The sequence below is a fragment of the uncultured Chitinophaga sp. genome (assembly GCF_937874145.1).
In the GTDB taxonomy this organism is placed as follows: domain Bacteria; phylum Bacteroidota; class Bacteroidia; order Chitinophagales; family Chitinophagaceae; genus Chitinophaga.
Genome location: NZ_CALNBI010000049.1, coordinates 1 through 15,023 on the forward strand (window position 1 = coordinate 1; position 15,023 = coordinate 15,023).

Sequence of the window (15,023 nt, forward strand, 5' to 3'; positions counted from 1 at the left end):
GCACCTCGCCGCTCATCGTTATCGACGGCATGCCCGGCGGTGATCTCCGCAATATTATGCAACAGGATATCGCCTCCTATTCCGTCCTCAAAGACGCCGCCGCCGCCGCTATCTACGGCTCCCGCGGCGCCAACGGCGTTATTCTCGTCGAAACCAAAAAAGGCAGAAGCGGCCGTGTATCGCTCACTTACGACAGCTATATTGAACATGATGCCATTGCCGCGAAACCCGACATCCTTTCCGCCGGGGAGTATCTTTCCCACAACCGCGGCACCGACCAGGGAGCGCGCACCAACTGGTACAACGAACTGCTCAATACCGGCAACATCGGTACCAACCAGTTCATCACCGTAACCGGCGGTAACGAAAATACCGTGTTCCGCCTGTCGGGCAACTACCGCACCAAACAAGGGATCGACATCGCGTCCGACCGCGAAGAATATGGTTACCGCGCTAATTTCCAGCAGAAAGCCCTGGACGGCCGGCTGGAATTTTCCGGCAATGTTTCCCAGCGTTTCGCAAAAGAAGAATACACCAACTACGGCGCTTTCAACCAGGCGGCCAAACTGAACCCCACCATTCCTATTATGGATCCGGACGAACCCACGAAGTACAACTTCCTCGCCGGGTTCGACACTTACAACCCGGTTGCCGACCTGCTCACGCGCGAGAACGGTGCGGATATCAATTATTCCATCGTGGACATCAACGCGAAATTCCACATCCTGAAAAATTTCAATACGGAACTAAAACTGGCCCGCCAGGGACAGGATAAGCTCCGCAGGGAATACTACAACTCCAAAGCGCCGGAATCCATTTCCAACAACCGTACCGGCAGGGCCAGGCTGCAAACCGAAAAATGGACGGATTACACCCTCGAATGGCTGGGCAATTACAACACCCGGATCGGGAAACATGATATCAGCGCGATGGGCGGCTATTCGTACCAGGAATTCAACTACCAGCAATTCAATGCGGAAAACATGAATTTCCCGAGCGACGCTTTTGGTTACAACAACCTGGGCGCGGGCCTCTGGAACCTGGAAGCAGGTCGCCTCGGTATGGGATCCGGCAAGGAAAAAGAACAACTGATCGCATTTCTCGGCCGTATCAATTATAACTTCGACGATACCTACTTCCTCACCGCATCGTTCCGCTACGAAGGAAACTCGAAGTTCGGGCGCGATAACAAATGGGGTATGTTCCCGGCCGTTTCCGGTGCATGGCGTATTTCCAACCTGCCGGCGCTGAAAGACAGCCGCGTGTTCGACGAACTGAAGCTGAGGGCGTCCTACGGCGTAACAGGCCGATCCGGTTTCAACCGTTATACCGCATTGTTCCGCTATTCCGGGTATGGGAAGTATCAGAACGACCAGGGCCAGTGGATCACCGTTTACGGACCCGGCAACAACTACAACCCGAACCTTGCGTGGGAAAGGGCCGCGGCGTACAACATCGGCCTCGATTTCGCCATGTTCAATAACCGCCTCTCCGGTAACCTGGATGTGTTCGACAGGCGGAGCAAAGGTATCCTCGATAACTACGACGTACCGGTTGGCGCCTTCCCGCACGACCAGATGTTCGTGAACGTGGGAACTACCAGCTCCAAAGGTATCGAGCTTACCTTAAACTGGGATGCCGTAAAGACGGAGAATTTTATCTATAACACCAGCATCACCACATCCTACATCAAATCGAAACTCGTCACCTGGTCCAACAACGAGTTCAAAGGCAACTTCAGGGAACTCCAGGATTTACCGTCGCCGGGTAACCCGGGTCGCGCATACCGCCTCGATCCCGGTACCGAGCTGGGTAGCTTCTACGGATATAAATATGCAGGCGTAAACGATGCAGGTCAAATTATGGTGTGGAAAGACGGGCAGCCGGGCAAGGAAGCGATCAGCTTCCAGGATGCGAACGCCAACCGCGACAGGACCTATATCGGTAACGGCGCACCGAGATACGAACTTTCCTGGGGCAATTCCTTCAACTACAAAGGATTTGACCTCAGCCTCTTTTTCCGCGGCCGCTTCGATTACCAGATACTCAACCTGTACCAGATGTATTATGGCCTGCAGGCAGAACAGGGCATCAACCTGCTGAAAGATGCATATACCCGCAACGGGCATATCAAATCTTCCAAACTGATCACCGATTACTTCCTGGAAGACGGAGATTATTTCCGGTTGGAAAACATCACGCTGGGATGGTCGCCGAAGCTGACTTCCAAGATCGTGAAGAGCCTCCGTGTATACGGCAGTGTGCGGAACGTGTTCACGATTACCAAGTATTCCGGGCTGGATCCCACGTCCATCGGCGTGACCGGTCTTACCCCGGGCTATGGCGACTTGAGCTTGTATCCCGTAACCCGCAGCTTCACATTTGGGACCCAGGTAACTTTCTAACCACGTAAACGAATTCATCATGAAGATCAAACATCAAATAAGCAGTGTAATGCTGCTCTCGATATTGTCCGTCACCGCATGTACCAACCTGGATGAAAAACCATTCAGTGTAATGGATGGAAATACATACTACCAGGATAAAAATTCCGTGATCGCCGCGGTGGTGCGCCCTTATGAACATGGCCACTGGTGCGGATGGGATGGCGACCGCTGGTTGCTCCAGGAGCTCACGGCAGATAACTTCGTCTGGACCCAGAAAGGCATCCACGGTTATGACGGCGGCGACTGGCAACGCTTGCATCGCCATAGCTGGACGGCGGAAGACAACCGCGTGTACGGCGCCTGGTCTGGCCCGTACCAGGGGATCTCGCAATGCGTACTCATCATGAGGGACCTGGAAAAGCAGAATTATCCCGCATTGGGTTTAACGGATGCCGACAAGGCGCATAACCTGGCCGAGCTGCGAACGCTCCGCGCGTGGTATTACTTGTTCCTGATCGATATGTTCCGTTCCGTACCGCTCTACAATACTCCGCAGGAAGTAGTGCCTGCATCGTCCCCGGCGGAGGTTTTTGCGTTTATCGAAAAGGAACTGAAGGAAGCGATCCCCAGTCTTCCGAAAAACACACGCATCGGCCGTTGGGACCAGGGCGGAGCGGCAGCATTGCTCGTGCGTCTATACCTCAATGCTGAAAAATGGACGGGAACGGCGAAGTTCACGGAATGCGCTACTGTCGCCCAGGACATCATCGACGGCAAATACGGCACCTATTCCATTGATACCGATTACCGCGGGCCTTTCCGTTCCGGTATCAACAGTTACCGTTCCCCGGAAAACATTTTCGAATTCCCCCACGCCAAAAACATCTACGAATTCGGCTGGATGTACAATGCCACCATGCACTACCAGGCCCGCTATTCCCTCGACAACGACTGGGGCGGCTGGAACGGCATTCACCTCACGCCTTCGCGCAACCCCGACGGCGCACTGTACACGTACAAGCTGGGCATGCCATACGAGCGCTATCCCGAAGGCGACAAGCGCAGGCAACCTTTCCGCACCACTTCCCGGAATGCGACCTACGAAGGCTTCTTCCTGATCGGGCAGCAATATGCTTATGTTCCCGGCGGTGTTGGGTTCGACAGTACCAAACCGATTGTAGGAACGGAAGAATACAAAGGAAAACCCCTGGCATACGTTGACCAGGTGGCCCGCTTCTCGGAAAAACCCGGCGGCCGCTGGGGCGAAGGCTCGCAGGTACTGACCGGCGAAGAGAACTCCGGTGTGCGGCTCATGAAATTCCCATGGCTGCCCATGTCGCAGGGATTCTTCCAATTCAACTCCGCTCCTGAAATCCGCCTGGCGGAAGTGTATTATTCGCTGGCGGAATGCAGATACCGCGCCGGCGCCAAAGCCGAAGCAGCAACACTGCTCGATGCCGTACGCAGGCGCAACTTCACAGATGCGGCCTGGCCGGCTAACAGTTACGTAACCAACCTGGCCAAACTCACGGACGACGAATTCGTGATCGAACTGGGAAGGGAATTTTTGGGAGAACGCCACCGCCGCACGGATCTCGTACGCTGGGGCCGGTTCGGAGCAGAATGGTGGGATAAGCCGGTTGATGCGAAAGACCGCAGCGTATTCCCTATTCCCAGGAGAGCGATGAACACCAACCCGAATCTCAAACCGAATGGATACGAATAGGAAAGAGGAACATTGAAAAACCAAAAACCCTCCGGTTCGTCCGGGGGGCTTTTTTTGGACAGACACGAAAAAATCCCGGTCAGCGCAAGCCAGCCGGGATTTTCGTTGTATGGTGAATCAGGTTATTTGCGTTTCTGCAATTCTGCCAGTTTCTTGTCGAGTTTCTTTTTGTCTTTCATGTACGGCGCGAGGTCGAACAGTTCTACTTTGCGGTATTGCACGGGATGGCTTTCGCTTTGCAGCGCGATGTATCCTTCGGAAAGGAGCTTGCCGTCCTGTTTGATTTTGGGATCCGCGTTGGAAACGTTGCCGCCGCCGATCTGGGGTTTGTAGTACGTGAGCACGGTATCGCCTTCCACGATGTGTTTCACGATAGAATCGCCCAGTACGAGCACTTCCGCTCTTACCCAGCGGTCGCCGTCGTACGTTTCACTTTTGGAATCCACGCAATGCGCGGTGATCAGTTTGTCGTTCATCACCACGTTGGTGCCGGGCGTGCAGAGGTTGGCCGTGGTACGGCGTCCGTTGCCGAGTCCGCCGAGCAGCTGCACTTCGATGGAAATGGGGAAATCCTGGTCTTTACCCATGGAAGCCGCCGGTTGCGAATGGATCATGGCGCCGGAATTGCGCGTAGCCCATCCGGGGCCGCCTTTCACCTGGTCGCCCACGAAGCGGTATTCCATCACCAGCAGGTAAGCGGAAAATTTCTTTTTATGGAAGATGTGCCCGTACTGTTCGTTGAAGGCTTCGTAGTTTTCGTAAGACACGGCGAGGTTGCCGTCTTCCACGCGGAAAGTATTCCCGTTGTTGTCGTTAAGGGCATGGCCGGTGATTTTGATATCCCAGTCCTTGAGGTCTTTTCCGTTAAACAGTTTGATCCAGCCGCTTTTCTGGGCGGAACAACTGGCGCTGCCGAGAGCGAGGGCGAGCGTTACAGCGAGGGTCGATCTTATCATACGTATCATACGGTGTAATGAATTAGGCTGTTAAACTATAAAATTTATCGCAGGTCCTCAAATGAGATATCCATGAGCGGAAAGCGGGCGGCGCCTTTGAGGGCGTAATGCCACCATTCTGTTTCGAGGGCCACGAAGCCGTGGGCTTCCATGAGCGTCCGGAGCAGGGTCCGGTTTTCGGCGGCTTCGGGCGTTACATTGGCGGCGTTGTGGTGGGCTTTTTGGGTGAAGTCGTCGTACGGCGTAGGCATTTCCATTTCCTTGCCGGTTTTGGTGTAGACGATGGTGAGATCGACGGCTGCGCCGCGGTTGTGCCCTGAGCCTTTCCTGGGATCGGCGGCATACCGTTCGTCGGGCACCACTTCCCACATCTTTTCGGTGACGCGGTAGGGGCGGTAGCCGTCGTAGATCTTGAGGCTGAGGCCCATCGGCGAAAGGAATTCCTGCAGTTGCAGGAGCGCCTGGTACACGGGGCGCCGCAGGTAAACGGCCGGGTAGGGGTAAAGCTGTGTTTTGGTGAAATTGCTGTCTGTCGCATACTTCACATCGATGGGGATTTCCGTGACGCGCACCAGCTCCTGCGCCGGGTCGGATTTGACCAGCTGGTGATATAATGCCATGTCGCCCACTACGGCCAGGCCGTATTTATTCGGCGGCGCCTTTTGGGAAAAGGCGGCCAGGGATAAGCCTAAAAAGCAAAGGATGAATAGATTTTTCACGAGTATCGATTTAGATGGGTCTAAAAATAGTCAAGATTGTATAGAATGAGGCTAAAAAAGAATTGTAATACTGGTTCAAATTGAGGTATTTTAGAACCCTTAAAATTACAGAAAGATGAGTTTGTTCCGATTAGATGGAAAAACGGCCGTGGTAACCGGTGCCGGAAGCGGTATCGGCCAGGCTGTTGCGAAGGCGTTTGCGCAGGCGGGCGCTACGGTACACGTACTGGAGCTGAATGAAGCGGCCGGTAAGGTGACGGCCGATGAGATCGTGGCTGAAGGCGGCAAAGCCCTCGTGCATGCGGTCAACGTAGCCGACCAGGACGCCGTGGTGAGCGTAATGAATCACATCGCCGACTCCGCCGGGAAACTCGATATCCTCGTGAACTGCGCCGGCATCGCGCACGTCGGTAACCTCGAAAACACCGCCGAAGCGGATTTCGACCGCGTCTTCAACGTCAACGTTAAAGGAACATATAACTGCATGTACGCCGTGATCGGGCAGATGAAGTCCCAGGGCGGCGGCGTCATCCTCAACGTCGCGTCCATCGCGTCGAGCGTGGGCATCCCCGACCGTTTCGCTTATTCCATGAGCAAGGGCGCAGTGCTTACCATGACCCTTTCCACCGCCAAAGATTACCTCGCCGCCGGCATCCGCGTCAACTGCGTTTCGCCCGCGCGCGTGCATACCCCGTTTGTGGACGGCTTCATCGCCAAAAACTATCCCGGCAAAGAGGCCGAAATGTTCGATAAGCTCTCCAAAACGCAACCCATCGGAAGGATGGCCAAGCCTGTTGAAGTCGCCAATCTCGCGTTGTATCTTTGCTCCGACGAGGCCGGTTTCATCACCGGTTGCGACTACCCGATCGACGGGGGCTTTATCAAACTGAACAATTAATCCATGTACAAAACCATCCCCGGGCTCATGCTCGTGATGCTGGCGGCCTGCGCAGGCCCCAGCGCCGAAGAAAAGGCCCGCAAAGATTACCATGAAGGCGAGGCGCCCGTTGCGCCTGCAACACCCGCCGGGACCCTCCGGGTGAATATTGAGGGCCGCGAAAAAGATACCTCGAAAGTGACGTTCTTCTGGACGGTAGATTCGCTGAAGTACGAAAAATCCTTCAACGACCTCCCGCTCATGCAAAACCTGGCAGACACCTCGCTGTACAAAGTACTGTGGGATGCGCCCAACAGCGTCTGGATTGGCTTCATCAAACCCAACCGCGATACCCGCTACTACCACGGTACGCAGGACGGCAAATCGCTCCGCATCCTCTGGGTGCCGTCTCCCCCGCAACGGATCTATAATTACATAGAGAAGGAAATGGGCCTCGGCGATGCCATCCGCAACTACGAAAAGGTAACGCGCTATGCCAAATCCATCCAGTCGGGGCAGATCATCGCTGAATTCGTCGTGGACCTCCGCAATGCCACGCCTGAGAAAGTAGGTGTTTACATGGAATTCGGCGGCGTCAGGAGGGAAGTGGAACTGGCCACGCCCGCCGGCACCAAACCTTATATCATGGCCGTGGCGGAAGACCATTGCGTGGTAGGCCTCGAAATGGAAGACGGCGAAACGGAAGACATTTACGAAGTGAAGGTCGTGAACGGCCGCATCGGCTACAAACAAATCAAAACAGTTAAATAATCTAAGGATATGAAATTAATCAGGTTCGGATTGCCGGGTGAAGAGAAACCGGGTGTTGTTACAGACAACGGCATGTTTGACGTGTCCGCCTTCGGAGAAGATTTCGGAGAGCGCTTTTTTGAAACCGACGGACTGGCCCGCTTGCAATCCTGGTGGACTGCCAATGGAGCAACTTGTCCGCAGGTGCCTGCCGGTACCCGCCTGGGTTCCTGCGTGCAGCGCCCTTCCAAAATCATCTGCATCGGCCTCAACTACGCCGACCACGCAAAAGAAACCGGCGCCGCCATCCCGAAAGAGCCCATCGTATTCTTTAAATCCACCTCCTCGCTGGTAGGGCCCAACGATAACCTCATCATCCCCCGCAACAGCGTGAAAACCGACTGGGAAGTGGAACTGGCCGTGGTAATCGGTAAGAAAGCCAGCTATGTGGAAGAAAGTGAAGCCCTCGATTATGTTGCCGGCTACGCGCTGCATAACGATTACAGCGAACGTGAATTCCAGCTGGAAAGAAACGGGCAGTGGGTGAAAGGGAAGTCCAACGACACCTTTGCACCGCTTGGGCCATGGCTGGCCACCAAAGACGAGATCAAGGACGTGGACAACCTGCGCCTGTGGCTGACCGTTAACGGCAAAACCATGCAGGACGGTAACACTTCCAACCTCATCTTCAAAATTCCGTTCATCGTTTCGTACCTGAGCCAGTTCATGACCCTGCTCCCGGGCGACGTGATCTCTACCGGTACACCCGCAGGCGTGGGCCTGGGCTTCAACCCCCAGATATACCTGAAAGCCGGCGACGTGATCGAACTGGGGATCGACGGGCTGGGCACTTCCAAACAAACGGCGGAGGCCTGGAAAAAATAGCGATATGAAAAGATATTGTCTGGCGCTGGATCTGAAAAATGATCCGGCGCTGATTGCAGAATATGAAGCGTACCACCGCGCCGTTTGGCCGGAAATCCTGGACAGCATCCGCGGCGCGGGTGTGGAAGCCTGCGAAATTTACCGTGCGGGCAACCGGATGTTCATGATCATGGAAGTGGGCCCGGATTTTTCGTTTGAGCGGAAAGCCGCCATGGATGCAGCCAACGCAAAAGTACAGGAATGGGAAACGCTGATGTGGAAATACCAGGAAGCCATCCCCGTCGCCAAACCCGGCGAAAAATGGGTGATGATGGACAAGGTATTTTCGCTCTAGAACTGATACAAGCACGCCAACTAGCAACGTTATGACAATTGATGCACACCAGCACTTCTGGCGTTTCGACCCTGTGCGGGACGCCTGGATCACGGAAGAGATGAACGTCATTCGCCGTGATTTCCTCCCCGCCGACCTGGCGCCCCTTCTCAAAGCCGCGGGCATCGATGGCTGTGTGGCCGTACAGGCCGATCAGTCGGAAGCCGAAACGCATTTCCTGCTGGAATGTGCGCAGGGCAATGATTTTGTGAAGGCGGTGGTGGGATGGGTTGATCTGCGCTCGCCAGACGTGGCCGAAAGGCTTGCGTATTGGGCGGAGCGGCCGCTGGTGAAGGGGTTCCGTCATATCGTGCAGGGCGAGCCGGATGATAAGTTTTTGCTGCGCGAAGATTTCAATAACGGGGTCGCCGCGCTGAAGAAACATGGTTTTACTTACGACATCCTCGTGTTCCCGCATCAGCTGCCCGCCGTGGAGCAGTTCGTGGAAAAGCACCCGGAGCAGCCGCTGGTGATCGATCATCTGGCAAAGCCATACATCAAAAAGAAAGAAATTGGCGACTGGACCAAGCAGATCCGCCGCATCGCGAGAATGCCGCATGTACATTGCAAACTGAGCGGCATGGTAACGGAAGCGGATTTGCAGGACTGGAAGGAAGCCGACTTCCGGCCGTACCTCGATACGGTGCTGGAAGCCTTCGGGCCGGGGCGCCTCATGTACGGCTCCGACTGGCCCGTTTGCCTGCTGGCGGCCGATTACGCCCGGCAGAAAGCCATCGTGGATAATTTCATCGGCAGCTTGTCTGCCAGCGAAAAATCCGGCATCATGGGTGGCAACGCAGCGGCATTTTATCACATCTCTTAAAAATTTATACCACACATGAATCTCGGGTTACAGGATAAAGTAGTGATCGTAACAGGCGGCGCCAAAGGTATCGGCGCAGCCATTGCAGAACTGATCGCGCAGGAAGGCGGCATCGCCGTGATCGCCGGAAGAAGCGAGGCGGACAACAATAAAGCCGTGGACGCCATCCGCAAAGCCGGCGGCAAAGCCATGGCCATCCGCGCGGAGCTGGGGAAAGTGGAGGATTGCAAACATGTGATCGATACTACCGTGAAGGAATTCGGCCGGATCGACGGGCTGGTGAACAACGCCGGCGCCAATGACGGTGTAGGCCTTGAAAGCGGAAGCCCCGAGCGTTTCATGACCTCGCTTCAGAATAATCTTTCCCATTATTACAATCTCGCGCACTTCGCGCTGCCGTACCTCAAGGCCGCCAAAGGCGCTATCCTTAACATCGGTTCGAAGGTAGCCGAAACTGGGCAGGGGAACACTTCCGGCTACGCCGCTTCCAAAGGCGCCATCAATGCGCTGACGCGCGAATGGGCCGTGGAGCTGTTGCCGCATTCGGTTCGCGTAAATACCGTGAATCCTGCAGAAGTATGGACGCCGTTGTACGAAACCTGGATCAATTCCCTGCCCGACCCGAAAGCCAAACTGGCTTCCATCGTGTCGAAAATCCCCCTGGAAAAGAGAATGACCACTTCGGAAGAAATCGCCAGCATGTCGGTTTTCCTGCTGAGCGACAAATCTTCCCACACCACCGGGCAAATTATTTACGTTGACGGCGGGTACACCCACCTCGACAGATCGATCAGCTAATTCCAACGTTATAATAACACCTTAAACATCAACATTATGGCAGGAGGCGCCACCACCACTCAATACACGACCGCATCTTCCGGTAACAGGACGTCGGGGTATTTATTCCCTTTCATCCTCGTTACCAGCCTGTTTTTCCTTTGGGCGCTCGTGCATAACCTGAGCCCGATCCTGATCCCGCACCTGAAAAAGGCCTGTATGCTCACGGATACGCAGTCGTCGTTCATCGATTCTGCCGTGTTCCTCGCTTACTTCCTGCTCGCCTTGCCGGCAGGTTATTTCATGAAGCGGTTCGGGTTTAAATCCGGTATTATCCTGGGTTTGATCCTCTATGCAGCGGGAGCGTTTTTGTTCATTCCCGCAGCGAACTCCGGCCAATATTCCTTTTTCCTTGTTGCGTTGTTCGTGATCGCTTCCGGGCTCACTTTCCTGGAAACGGCAGCTAATCCTTATGTCACGATCCTCGGCAAACCGGAGACGGCAACGTTAAGGCTGAACCTGGCGCAATGCTTCAACGGGATGGGCGCTTTCATCGCGCCGATCATCGGGGCACAGTTTATCCTTTCCGGAACCGAGCATACGGAAGCGCAGCTGCAGGCCATGCCAGCGGCGGAACTGCAGCAATATCTCGCATCCGAGGCCGCTACGGTAAAAGTACCTTACATGATTATCGGCATCGTGGTGATCCTCGTGGCGGTACTCTTCATCTTTACCAAGCTCCCGGATATCAAGGAAGAGAATTCGGAAGAGACGAGCCGTCCTAAGGAAGGCAGCATTTTCAAACATAAACACCTGATCGCCTCCATCATCACGCAGTTCTTTTATGTGGGCGCGCAAATTGGTGTGAGCGCATTCTTCATCCGCTTCGCCAAATTCGCCGGCAACATGCCCGAGAAAGACGCGGGCTTCCTGCTGGGCGCGGTAGCCGGGTTGGGCTTTATGATCGGCCGTTTCGTGGGTACATTCCTCATGCGGTATGTGAAACCCCATTCGCTGCTGGCTATTTATGCGCTCATCAATGTTGTCCTCGTGGCCATCGCCATGACCGCCTCCGGAGATGTAGCCATCTATGCGGTGCTGGCCGTTCCTTTCTTCATGTCCATCATGTTCCCGACGATCTTCTCGCTGGGGCTGGAAGGGCTGGAAGGCGGGCACACCAAACTGGGCTCTTCGTTGCTGGTGATGTCCATCGTGGGGGGCGCCATTTTCCCGCCGCTGATGGGCCTCATTTCCGACGCTACCAGCATCCAGATGGCCTACCTCGTTCCCGCGGTATGCTTCGTGGTGGTGCTCTGGTTTGCTACCAAAGGTTATAAACTCGGCAGAACCGTCTGATTTACAATAATCAAGGCATAATTTTAACGCTGCAAGACCACCCGGTTTTGCAGCGTTTTTTTGTGTAACTTAGATAAACACCTCTTTCCCCATGAAACCTTGCTTTTTCCTTTTCACCTGCCTGGTTTTTTGCATCGCCTGCAAAAAGGATATCATCCCGAAGAAAGAGGGTAATTTCCGGCTGAATTTCGATCATAAAATAGGAACCGCCGCGCTCAAACTGGGTACGACGGTTTATAAGAACCCCTCCGCAGAAGATTTCACCATTTCCGCATTCAAATACTACATCAGCAATGTTTATCTCGTGAAGATGGATAACTCCGTCCAGGCGCTCCCTGCAACCTACCACCTGGTCGACGAAAGCAAGGCGGATTCCAAATCCATCCTCCTGCTCGCGCCGCAAGGCGAGTACCGCGCCATCGGGTTCAAGCTGGGGGTAGACAGTACCCGCAACGTCAGCGGGGCGCAAACAGACGCGCTGGATCCCGCGCTGGGCATGTTCTGGAGCTGGAACAGCGGGTATATCATGGTGAAGATGGAAGGCGCATCGCCGTTGTCCACCGCGGCGAATCACATGCTCACTTTCCATATCGGAGGGTTTAAAGGGCCGTTCAACGCCGTACAGGATATCCGCATCCAGACGCCGATCTCCATCACCGTAGGCCCCGACCGCGAACCGGCGGTCACTTTTACCGTGGATGCGAACGCGATGTTCGGGCAGCCGAACCCCGTATCGTTCGCCACATCCGCCACCATCCACGCACCCGGCGAGGCCGCGTGGAAGATATCTGAGAATTATAAAACTATGTTCCGCATAACGAACGTCACCGACCTGTGAAGCAATATGTCGTGTATACCTGTTTTGTGCTGGCGCTCTTCTGGGCCTGCCGCAAATCCGGGGGAGATAACCGCCCGGCAGCGCCCACACCTTACCAGGTGGAGCTGCCCGCCAATTTCCCCGCGCCGGTGTACGACTTCGCGCAGAACCCCACCACGGTGGAAGGCGTCGCCCTCGGCAGGCGGCTGTTTTACGATCCCCGCCTTTCGCGCGACAGCTCGATCTCCTGCGGGTTCTGCCATCAGCAGTTTGCCGCTTTCGCGCATTTCGACCATTCACTCAGCCACGGCATCGATAACCGCAACGGCATCCGCTCCGTTCCCTCGCTCTTCAACCTCATCTGGCAGAAAGATTTCATGTGGGATGGCGGTGTAAACCATCTCGACATCCAGCCGCTGACGCCTATCACGGATGAAAATGAAATGGGGGAGGACCTCCAGCGCCTAATTGACCGCCTCAATGCCGACAAAAAATACCGTTCCCTGTTCGACGGCGCCTTCGGGCCTGGGGAAATCAACAGCCAGAAACTCTTCCGCGCGTTGTCGCAGTTCATGGTCACGATGAACTCCTTTCATTCGAAATACGACAGCGTGAAGCAACAAAAAGCGCAGTTTACTCCCGACGAAGCCGGCGGTTACGCCATCTTCCAGGCGAAATGCGCCGCCTGCCACAAAGAACCCCTGTTCACCGACGGCAGTTTCCGCAACAACGGCCTGCCCTGGAACGAATTCCTGAACGATGCCGGCCGGATGCGCATCACCAACAGTTCAGACGATCTTTTGAAATTCCGTGTTCCCTCGCTCCGTAATATCATCAAAAGCCCGCCCTATATGCACGATGGCCGTTTTTACGACATTTTCAAGGTTTTCGAGCACTACAGCAAGGGCATCGAACAAACACCCACTATCGATCCGATTGTGAAAAATGGCATACCTTTAAGCACGGAAGAACAACGGCAGTTGTACCTCTTCCTCACAACCCTGACGGACTATACATTTATCAATAGTAAGTCGTTAAGCGAAATTTTAATTGATAATTAATTGGTTAGTAGAAAGTAAGGATTTGTAGCCCCGGTTTTAACATTTCTTACCCGTCGTTTTAACGGTATTTGGCAGGAATTTTGCCAATTCCAGGCGTCATGCAAAAAAATGTATTAAAAAAAGTGTTGAAGCATGCTCTTTTGCTGCTGTTGCCGGTGATGGCGGGGATCGCCCCTGCGAAGGCGCAGCTGAAATCGAGCACAGGAACGGCCAGCTACTACGCCCAGAAGTTTCATGGGCGGAAAACGGCCAGCGGGGAGATTTTCGATAATAACGGGATGACGGCCGCCCATAATACCCTTCCGCTGGGGACCCTCATCAAGGTCACCAACCTGCGGAATAACCGTTGGGTAGTGGTGCGCGTCACCGACCGGCTGCATGCAGCCAACCGCCGCATCGTGGACCTCACACAGGCCGCGGCCAAGAAATTAGGTTTTATTCACTGGGGACTGACAAAGGTTAAGGTGGAAGTAGTAACGAAAGAATTCGTCAACAGCCTTCCCATCCTGGACCTGGCCATGAACCCTTCTTAAAAGCTTGTTGTTGGAAAACCCGCAAACGTGCCATTGAACCGTCGTCTGTTGTAACCCGCAAAAAAACCTCACACGTTTGCAAAAAAATACCGGCCCTGGCGCCGGTATTTTTCTTTTGTATACAGTTACAGATCAGGGATGGTATTTAAAGCATCCTTTCACATGGTCGTCAACTATTCCGCAGGCCTGCATATAGGCGTAACAGATGGTGCTGCCCACGAATTTGAATCCTCTTTTCTTCAGATCCTTGCTCATGGCGTCGGAAATCTCAGTTTTGGCAGGTACTTCCTTCATACCCTGGAATGCATTGCGGATGGTTTTGCCGCCGGTGAACTGCCAGATGTATTTGCTGAAGCTGCCGAATTCCTTTTGTACGGCCAGGAAGGCTTTCGCATTGGAAATGGTGGCCCGGATCTTCAGCTGGTTGCGGATGATGCCGGGGTTTTCCATGAGCGATTGCACTTTTTTCTCGGAGTATTTAGCGATTTTTTCAGCGTCCCAGTTATCGAATGCCTTGCGGTAATTTTCGCGCTTGGTGAGCACGGTGTACCAGCTGAGGCCGGCCTGCGCGCCTTCCAGGTTCAGCATTTCGAAAAGGTGCTGGTCGTCGTGGCTGGGAACGCCCCATTCCGTATCGTGATATGCGTTGTACAGCGGGTCGGTTCCGGCCCAGCCGCAGCGCTGTTTTTCTTTTACAGTTGCCATTTCTTCGTCAGTTCTTTTACTTGTTTCTTATAAGCCTTCAGTTCTTCGGCGGTCTGCAAAATAAAACTATTTTCATCCAGCTTCCCCACAACATTTTCCATTTCTTCCGTGCTTTCATAAGTCATCTGGCGGAAGGGATTGATGTAATCCTTTTCGCGGGACTTCCGGATGTTTTCGGTAATAACGCCGAGCGTTTCCGCTGAATCGGCAAGGAACTGTCGCAGATCGTCGGCGGTGATAGTGGAGGCTTTCAGGCCGTGCAGGTCGAGCAGGCAGCC

Annotated in this window: 15 protein-coding genes and 1 pseudogene; 12 read left to right on the top strand and 4 right to left on the bottom strand. The window is 54.3% G+C overall.

Annotation, left to right across the window (positions count from 1 at the left end):
* On the top strand, positions 1–2,405 hold a 2,405-nt coding region (locus Q0510_RS02210), incomplete at its 5' end, for a SusC/RagA family TonB-linked outer membrane protein (protein ID WP_298707821.1).
* Positions 2,406–2,424: 19 nt separating this feature from the next.
* Positions 2,425–4,113: a RagB/SusD family nutrient uptake outer membrane protein gene (locus tag Q0510_RS02215; RefSeq protein ID WP_298707823.1), complete on the top strand. Its 1,689-nt coding sequence runs from the start codon at positions 2,425–2,427 to the stop codon at positions 4,111–4,113.
* Positions 4,114–4,235: 122 nt separating this feature from the next.
* Here Q0510_RS02215 and Q0510_RS02220 read toward each other — a convergent pair whose 3' ends face one another.
* Positions 4,236–5,069 (bottom strand): DUF1080 domain-containing protein, encoded by an 834-nt coding sequence (locus tag Q0510_RS02220; protein ID WP_298707825.1) that lies wholly within the window; start codon positions 5,067–5,069, stop codon positions 4,236–4,238.
* 44 nt (positions 5,070–5,113) lie between these two features.
* Complete coding sequence (locus Q0510_RS02225) at positions 5,114–5,788, bottom strand: M15 family metallopeptidase (RefSeq protein WP_298707827.1); 675 nt, start codon at positions 5,786–5,788, stop codon at positions 5,114–5,116.
* Between the two features lie 115 nt (positions 5,789–5,903).
* On the opposite strand from Q0510_RS02225, the gene Q0510_RS02230 reads away from it, so the two are divergent.
* From Q0510_RS02230 to Q0510_RS02275, 10 genes are all read left to right on the top strand, one after another.
* Complete coding sequence (locus tag Q0510_RS02230; protein ID WP_298707829.1) at positions 5,904–6,686, top strand: SDR family NAD(P)-dependent oxidoreductase; 783 nt, start codon at positions 5,904–5,906, stop codon at positions 6,684–6,686.
* 3 nt (positions 6,687–6,689) lie between these two features.
* On the top strand, positions 6,690–7,436 hold the full coding sequence (locus Q0510_RS02235) for a hypothetical protein (RefSeq protein ID WP_298707831.1): 747 nt from the start codon (positions 6,690–6,692) through the stop codon (positions 7,434–7,436).
* Between the two features lie 9 nt (positions 7,437–7,445).
* Complete coding sequence (locus tag Q0510_RS02240) at positions 7,446–8,300, top strand: fumarylacetoacetate hydrolase family protein (RefSeq protein WP_298707833.1); 855 nt, start codon at positions 7,446–7,448, stop codon at positions 8,298–8,300.
* Between the two features lie 4 nt (positions 8,301–8,304).
* Positions 8,305–8,634, top strand: coding sequence for an L-rhamnose mutarotase (locus Q0510_RS02245; protein WP_298707835.1), 330 nt, complete (start codon positions 8,305–8,307; stop codon positions 8,632–8,634).
* A gap of 31 nt (positions 8,635–8,665) precedes the next feature.
* Positions 8,666–9,496 (top strand): amidohydrolase family protein, encoded by an 831-nt coding sequence (locus Q0510_RS02250; protein WP_298707837.1) that lies wholly within the window; start codon positions 8,666–8,668, stop codon positions 9,494–9,496.
* Between the two features lie 15 nt (positions 9,497–9,511).
* Positions 9,512–10,294, top strand: a complete 783-nt coding sequence (locus tag Q0510_RS02255; protein ID WP_298707838.1) for an SDR family oxidoreductase — start codon at positions 9,512–9,514, stop codon at positions 10,292–10,294.
* 36 nt (positions 10,295–10,330) lie between these two features.
* Positions 10,331–11,629: an L-fucose:H+ symporter permease gene (gene fucP / locus Q0510_RS02260; protein WP_298707840.1), complete on the top strand. Its 1,299-nt coding sequence runs from the start codon at positions 10,331–10,333 to the stop codon at positions 11,627–11,629.
* A 91-nt stretch (positions 11,630–11,720) separates the two neighbouring features.
* Entirely contained in the window at positions 11,721–12,467 is a 747-nt protein-coding gene (locus Q0510_RS02265; RefSeq protein ID WP_298707842.1) for an MbnP family protein, read from the top strand.
* Positions 12,464–13,507 carry a cytochrome c peroxidase gene (locus Q0510_RS02270; RefSeq protein ID WP_298707844.1) on the top strand — a complete coding sequence of 348 codons (1,044 nt, stop codon included), beginning with the start codon at positions 12,464–12,466 and terminating at the stop codon, positions 13,505–13,507. Before Q0510_RS02265 ends, Q0510_RS02270 begins: the two co-directional genes overlap by 4 nt.
* Positions 13,508–13,629: 122 nt before the next feature.
* Complete coding sequence (locus Q0510_RS02275) at positions 13,630–14,040, top strand: septal ring lytic transglycosylase RlpA family protein (RefSeq protein ID WP_298707845.1); 411 nt, start codon at positions 13,630–13,632, stop codon at positions 14,038–14,040.
* A gap of 132 nt (positions 14,041–14,172) precedes the next feature.
* Here the strand turns inward: Q0510_RS02275 and Q0510_RS02280 are convergent, their stop codons facing one another.
* On the bottom strand, positions 14,173–14,745 hold the full coding sequence (locus tag Q0510_RS02280; protein ID WP_298707847.1) for a DNA-3-methyladenine glycosylase I: 573 nt from the start codon (positions 14,743–14,745) through the stop codon (positions 14,173–14,175).
* Positions 14,733–15,023: pseudogene (locus tag Q0510_RS02285) on the bottom strand (DUF4954 domain-containing protein); the annotation flags it as partial. The gene Q0510_RS02280 and the pseudogene Q0510_RS02285, both read right to left, overlap by 13 nt.